This is a genomic window from Caulobacter sp., from assembly GCF_035254145.1.
Lineage (GTDB): Bacteria > Pseudomonadota > Alphaproteobacteria > Caulobacterales > Caulobacteraceae > Caulobacter.
In genome coordinates this window covers 1-6,005 of record NZ_DATFAV010000302.1, presented here as the reverse complement: position 1 = coordinate 6,005, position 6,005 = coordinate 1, and the positions used below count along the sequence as shown (strand labels likewise).

The window sequence follows — 6,005 nt, the reverse complement described above, 5'->3', positions numbered from 1 at the left end:
ACCGCCGCCTCGATGCACTTGATGTTGTTCTCCGGAGCCATGAAGCCGCGGAACTTCTTGGCGTTGGCCTTGCGGAAGGCCTCGAAGATCTCGGGTTTGCCGCGGGCGGCCTCGACCTTGGTCGAAAGGTCGCGAACCTTGTTCAGCGGACGGCCCTCGGCCACCACCTTGCGGGCGAAGGCGATGGCGCCGGCGCGCAAGCTTCCCTCCTCGACCAGTTCGTCGAACAGGCCCATGGCGTGGGCCGCCTTGGCCGGCACGTGCTGGCCGCTGGTAACCATCTCCAGCGCCTTCTCGACGCCGACGATGCGCGGCAGGCGCTGGGTGCCGCCGGCCCCGGGCAAGAGGCCGATGTTCACTTCCGGCAGGCCGGCCTTGGCCGAGGGAACGGCCACGCGATAGTTGGCGACCAGCGCCACCTCCAAGCCGCCGCCCAGGGCGGTGCCGTGGATCGCGGCGACGACGGGCTTGGGCGAGTTCTCGATGATCGCCTGCACGTCCTGCAGCGACGGGCCGGTCATGGCCTTGCCGAATTCGGTGATGTCGGCGCCGGCGATGAAGGTCTTGCCGTCGCAGATCAGCACGATGGCCTTGACGGCCGGATCGGCGATGGCGGCCTCGAAGGCGCCTTTCAGCCCCTCCCGGACCACGGCCGACAGCGCATTGACCGGCGGCGAGTTCAGCGTGACGACGCCCACGTCGCCTTCCACGGAAAAATCGGTGACGGCGTTGATCGCGGCCATACGGCTTCCACCCTCTGTTGTTGGTTATGGTTTGAACGGTTGTTTGAAGCCTGCACGCTCCGGCGAAGATGTCCAGACCCCCGTAACGGCGCCCGATTTCCAGGCGCCCGCCGTTGACGAGTGGTTTTGCATACTACAAATTCGAAACCGTAGTTTCAGTCGAGATCGTCCGTGGAGCCGACACGCGCCCGACCAGGTCGCAGCGGTCTGAATTCCAGAGAGAATGATCCGGTCTGGGGAGGGCGTTCGCGGGAAGTCATGGGCTTTGGACGCGCCTTGCACGCGTCCCGACGTTTCGAAGCCGGTGGGGCCGCGAGCGTGGCGTATTGCTCGCAATGCGTCGGACTTTGGTAAGCGCAACTCGGCGCGGGAGGGGGTCTCCCGCGCCGGTTTTTTATCAAATCCTCCCCCTAGCGGGGGAGGTGTCGGCTCGAAGAGACGACGGAGGGGGAAGAGGCAAGTTCAGCAGAACTTCCCCCTCCGGCGCTTCGCGCCACCTCCCCCGCTGGGGGGAGGATTTAAGATCTCACCCCGCCGCCTCCGTCAGGCTGGAATAGACCAGCGTCCGCAGTTCCCGGCGGATCGGGTAGGCGCTGGACGGCGTCAGCTGGGTCATGAACACCACCGCCAGGTCCTCGACCGGGTCGATCCAGAACGCGGTCGAGGCCATGCCGCCCCAGAAGTACTCGCCCAGCGAGCCCAGGTTCTTGGTCCGGGCCTGGTCGATGGTCATGGCGAAGCCGAGGCCAAAGCCCAGCCCCTCGAACACCGCCTCGCTGAAGAGCGACTTGGACAGCTGCACCAGCTCCTTGCCGCCGGGCAGGTGGTTCATGGTCATCAGCTTGATGGTCTTGGGACTGATCAGCCGCGCCCCGTCCAGCTCGCCGCCGTTCAGCAGCATGCGGCAGAAGCGCATGTAGTCGTCGGCGGTCGAGACCAGGCCGCCGCCGCCCGACTTCACCGACGGGTCGGACAGGAAGCGGCTCTTTTCCGGATCGTCCTGCAGCACCACCTTGCCCGACGGCGTCAGCGTATAGCAGGCGGTGAGACGCGACTTCTGGCTTTCGGGCGCGAAGAAGCCGGTGTCGACCATCTTCAGCGGGTCGAAGATTCGGGTCTTCAGGAACACGTCGAACGGCTGGCCCGAGATGGTCTCGACCAGATAGCCCAGGACGTCGGTGGCCACCGAATAGTTCCAGGCCTCGCCCGGGGTGAACTCCAGCGGCACGGTCGCCAGGGCGTCGACGAAGGCCTGCAAGCCTCCCTCGCTGTCGACGCCGTCCAGCTTCAGCTTGCGATAGGCCGCGTCGACATTGGTCCGCTGCTGGAAGCCATAGGTCAGGCCGGCGGTGTGGCGCAGCAGGTCGATCATCCGCATCGGCTCGGCCGGACGCTTGGTCAGGAAGGCGCCCGCCACGCCGCCGTTGAATACGCCCAGGTCGCGCCAGGCCGGGATGAAACGGTGCACCGGATCGTCCAGCGCCACCAAACCGTCCTCGACCAGCATCATGAAGGCCACGCTGGTGACCGGCTTGGTCATCGAATAGATGCGGAACAGGCTGTCGGCCTTCAGCGGCTTGCCGCGCTCGATATCGGCCTGGCCCAACACCGAGGTGTGGGCCAGCTGGCCGCGCCGCCACACCTGGGTCAGGGCGCACGGCAGTTTTCCCGTATCGATGTATCTGGCCTGGATGAAGCTATCGATGCGCTTCAAGCGCTGCGACGACATTCCTACGGCTTCCGGCGTGCTCAAGATCCGGCCCTCCCCTGCTTGTTGACTCTTGGCGACCGGATCGAGGCGCGGCGCCGAGACACTATGCCGCAACGCTACCTTTACCCGACCCGGCGCATCCTGATTGAAAACGAGGGAAACGGGATGGGCAAGCACTTGGACGCCGAGGCTGCCTCCAGAATCGAAGCAGCGGCGGCCGACTGGTTCTTCCAGAGCAGCCTCGACATGTTCGTGGCCATGCAGGACGACGCCATCGTCCGGGTCAATCCGGCCTGGACCCAGGCCACCGGCTGGACCGCCGAGGAGAGCCTCGGCCGCCCGATGCGCGACTTCTTCCACCTGCACGACACCGACGTCATCCACGCCATCGCCGACGCCCTGCGCGTGGTCGGCCACGCCCGCGCCGAGCACCGCCTGGCCCGCAAGGGCGGCGGCTGGCTATGGGTTCGCTCGCAGTCCAAGGTGATGGAGGGCGGCGGCCTGCTGATCGTCTTCCAGGATTTCAGCGAGGAACGCCGCCGCCAGATCGCCCGCCAGCAGGCCGAGCGCTCCAACGAGCTGCTGCGCACCGCCGCCGGCGTCTATGTCTGGCGCTTCAATCCGCGCAAGGGCGTCTACGTCTTCGACCAGGACATCCCCACGCCCAGCCACCCGGAGGGCGGAATGCGGACCATGACCGTCTCGGAGATGACCCTGTCGATCCATCCCGACGACCGCGAGCGGGTCTGGGACGAGTTCTCGCGCGCCCTGCGCACCGGCGAACATGTCGAGATCGACTACCGCTATCTGGATCCCGCCACCGAGACCTGGGCCCACATGCACGCGGCCTGGCGGGGCGTGCGCGGCTCGCGGCCCGACGTCTGGGACGTGATCGGCATCAGCCAGAACGTCACCGAGCTGGTCGAGACCCGCGACGCGGCCCTGGGCGCGGCCGAGGCCAAGAGCCAGTTCCTGGCCAATATGAGCCACGAGATCCGCACGCCGATGAACGGGGTGCTGGGCGTGCTGCACCTGCTCAAGAACGAAAAGCTGTCGGACGACGGCCGCCGCCTGCTGAACGAGGCGCTGGGCTGCGGCGAGATGCTGTCCCAGCTGCTCAACGACATCATCGACTTCTCGAGGATCGAGGCCGACCGGCTGGAGCTGTCGGTCGAGCCGACCGAGCCGGCCGAGCTGCTGGCGGGCGTGGCCGACATGCTGCGTCCCCAGGCCGAGGCCAGGGGCCTTTATCTGCGCGTCGAGGCTGTAGACCATCTGGGCTGGGCGGCCACCGACCCGCTGCGCCTGCGCCAGGCCCTGTTCAACCTGCTGGGCAACGCCGTGAAGTTCACCCTGGAGGGCGGCGTCGTGGCCCGTCTGACCGGACGGCGGGACGGCGATCGCCTGCTGCTGCGCTACGAGATCCAGGACACCGGCGTCGGCATCGGCGAAGAGGCCGGCCGGATGCTGTTCGAGCGCTTCCGCCAGGGCGACGGCTCGACAACCCGACGGTTCGGCGGCTCGGGCCTGGGCCTGGCCATCTGCCGTCGCCTGGCCGAGCTGATGGGCGGCATGGTCGGCTTCGACAGCACGCCGGGCCGGGGCTCGACCTTCTGGCTGGAGATCGAGGCCGAGGCCTGCGCCCCGCCGGTCGAGCTGGAGACCGAGGACGACACGCCGCTGTTCGCCGGCCTGCGCGTGCTGCTGGTCGAGGACAACGCCACCAACCGCCTGATCGCCGGCCGCATGCTGGAGGCGCTGGGCGCGCGCGTGACCCTGGCCGAGGACGGCGTCCAGGGCGTGGCCGCCGCGCGCGAGGGCTTCGACCTGATCCTGATGGACATCCAGATGCCCGGCATGGACGGGGTGGAGGCCACCCACCGCATCCGCGCCCTGCCCGGTCCGATGGGCGCCGCGCCGATCCTGGCCATGACCGCCAACGCCATGGCCCACCAGCAGGCCGCCTACTTGGCCGCCGGCATGAACGGCGCGATCGCCAAGCCGCTCTCCCCCGCCGCCCTCACCCAAGCCATCGCCCACGCCCTGCTGGGTGAGCGCCCGTCGACGCTGAAGGCGTCGTAGGGAGGACTGGAAAAACCCCTCTCTCAAAGAGAGAGGGATTCCGACCACCCTCCTGAAACAATCCTGACAAAAGGTGGCGTTACCGGTCGCATATTGTCCCTCCACGGAGGTCGCGACCTTTAAGGCAAGGCGTCGGACGCCTAGATAGGTCCGACCGTCCGAAGGCGGGCCGCCGGGCGGGACAGGGCGTGTCAGGGGTTTGTTCGATGGATGATGGTCGGATCGCGGGGGCGGCGACGGCGCGCTACGCCCGCAAGAAGGAGACGATCCTGTCGGCCGCCACGGCGATCCTGAACCGCCAGGGCGTGCGCGGCATGACCCTGGCCGACGTCGCCGCCAAGGTGGGCCTGAACACCACCAGCGTCACCTACTACTACCGCAAGAAGGACGACCTGGCCGCCGCCTGCTTCATGCGCGGCCTTGAACGCTTCGAGGCCATGGTCGAGGAAGCCGCCGCGCAAGGCACGCCCGCCGCGCGCATCCTGAAGTTCCTGGACCTCTATCTCGACCTCAACCGCCAGGTCCGGCTGGGCGAGGCCACGCCGCTGACCAGCTTCACCGAGATCAAGGCGCTCAAGGAGCCCCTGCGCGGCTCGGTCATCGGCGCGTTCAATGACCTGTTTCGCCGGGTGCGGAGCTTCTTCGACGATCCGTCCCTGGCCCACCTGGACAAGCGCCAGCGCAACGCCCGCACCCACCTTCTGATGGAGCAGGTGTTCTGGTCGGGCACCTGGCTGCGTCGCTACGACGTCGAGGATTACGGCCGGGTGCGCGACCGGCTGGGCGACATCCTGCTGAACGGTCTGGCGGCCGGCGGCCGGACCTGGGCGCCGCAAGCCCTGCCCGACCCCACGCCCTCGTCGCATGACGGCCTGGCGGTCGAGGGGCTGGAGTGGCGCGAGACCTTCCTGGTCGCCGCCACCCGCCTGATCAACCAGCGCGGCTATCGCGGGGCCTCGGTCGAGGACATCTCGGCGGCGCTGAACGTCACCAAGGGCTCGTTCTATCACCACCACGACGACAAGGACGCCCTGGTCGCCGAGTGCTTCGAGCGCACCTTCACCGTCACCCGCCGCTCGCAGCTGGACGCCCGGGGCCTGCCCGCCGACAGCTGGACCCAGCTGGCCTCGACGGCGGCGGGCCTGTGCTCCTACCAGCTGTCCGAGCACGGGCCGCTGCTGAGGGCTTCGTCGATGGGCGCCCTGCCCGATGCGCTGCGCCACGACATGGCCGACGGCTATGCCCGCGGCTGGCAGCGCTTCGCCTCGATCATCTCCGACGGGATCGCCGACGGCTCGATCCGTCCGATCGACCCCAGCATCGCCGCCCACATGATCAACTCGATGCTGAACGCCGCCGCCTCGCTGGGCGCCTGGGTTCCCGGCCTGGAACGGGACGAAGCCGCCGACCTGTTCGCCAAGCCGCTACTGACGGGCGTGCTGGGGTAATCATCCTTCTCCCCTTGCGGG

At 68.0% G+C, this 6,005-nt stretch carries 4 protein-coding genes; 2 read left to right on the top strand and 2 right to left on the bottom strand.

The annotated features are described in order from the left end of the window. Window positions 1–743, bottom strand: a 743-nt coding sequence (locus tag VJ655_RS18235) for an enoyl-CoA hydratase/isomerase family protein (protein WP_324113546.1), incomplete at its 3' end; no start/stop codon positions are given. Window positions 744–1,269: 526 nt separating this feature from the next. Continuing rightward, window positions 1,270–2,496 carry a serine hydrolase domain-containing protein gene (locus VJ655_RS18230; RefSeq protein WP_324113544.1) on the bottom strand — a complete coding sequence of 409 codons (1,227 nt, stop codon included), beginning with the start codon at window positions 2,494–2,496 and terminating at the stop codon, window positions 1,270–1,272. Between the two features lie 123 nt (window positions 2,497–2,619). Between VJ655_RS18230 and VJ655_RS18225 the strand changes: the two genes are divergently transcribed. Together VJ655_RS18225 and VJ655_RS18220 are read left to right on the top strand one after the other, a co-directional pair. Further along, window positions 2,620–4,536, top strand: coding sequence for an ATP-binding protein (locus VJ655_RS18225; protein ID WP_324113542.1), 1,917 nt, complete (start codon window positions 2,620–2,622; stop codon window positions 4,534–4,536). 206 nt (window positions 4,537–4,742) lie between these two features. Then, window positions 4,743–5,984, top strand: coding sequence for a TetR/AcrR family transcriptional regulator (locus VJ655_RS18220; RefSeq protein WP_324113540.1), 1,242 nt, complete (start codon window positions 4,743–4,745; stop codon window positions 5,982–5,984). Window positions 5,985–6,005: the final 21 nt, after the last annotated feature.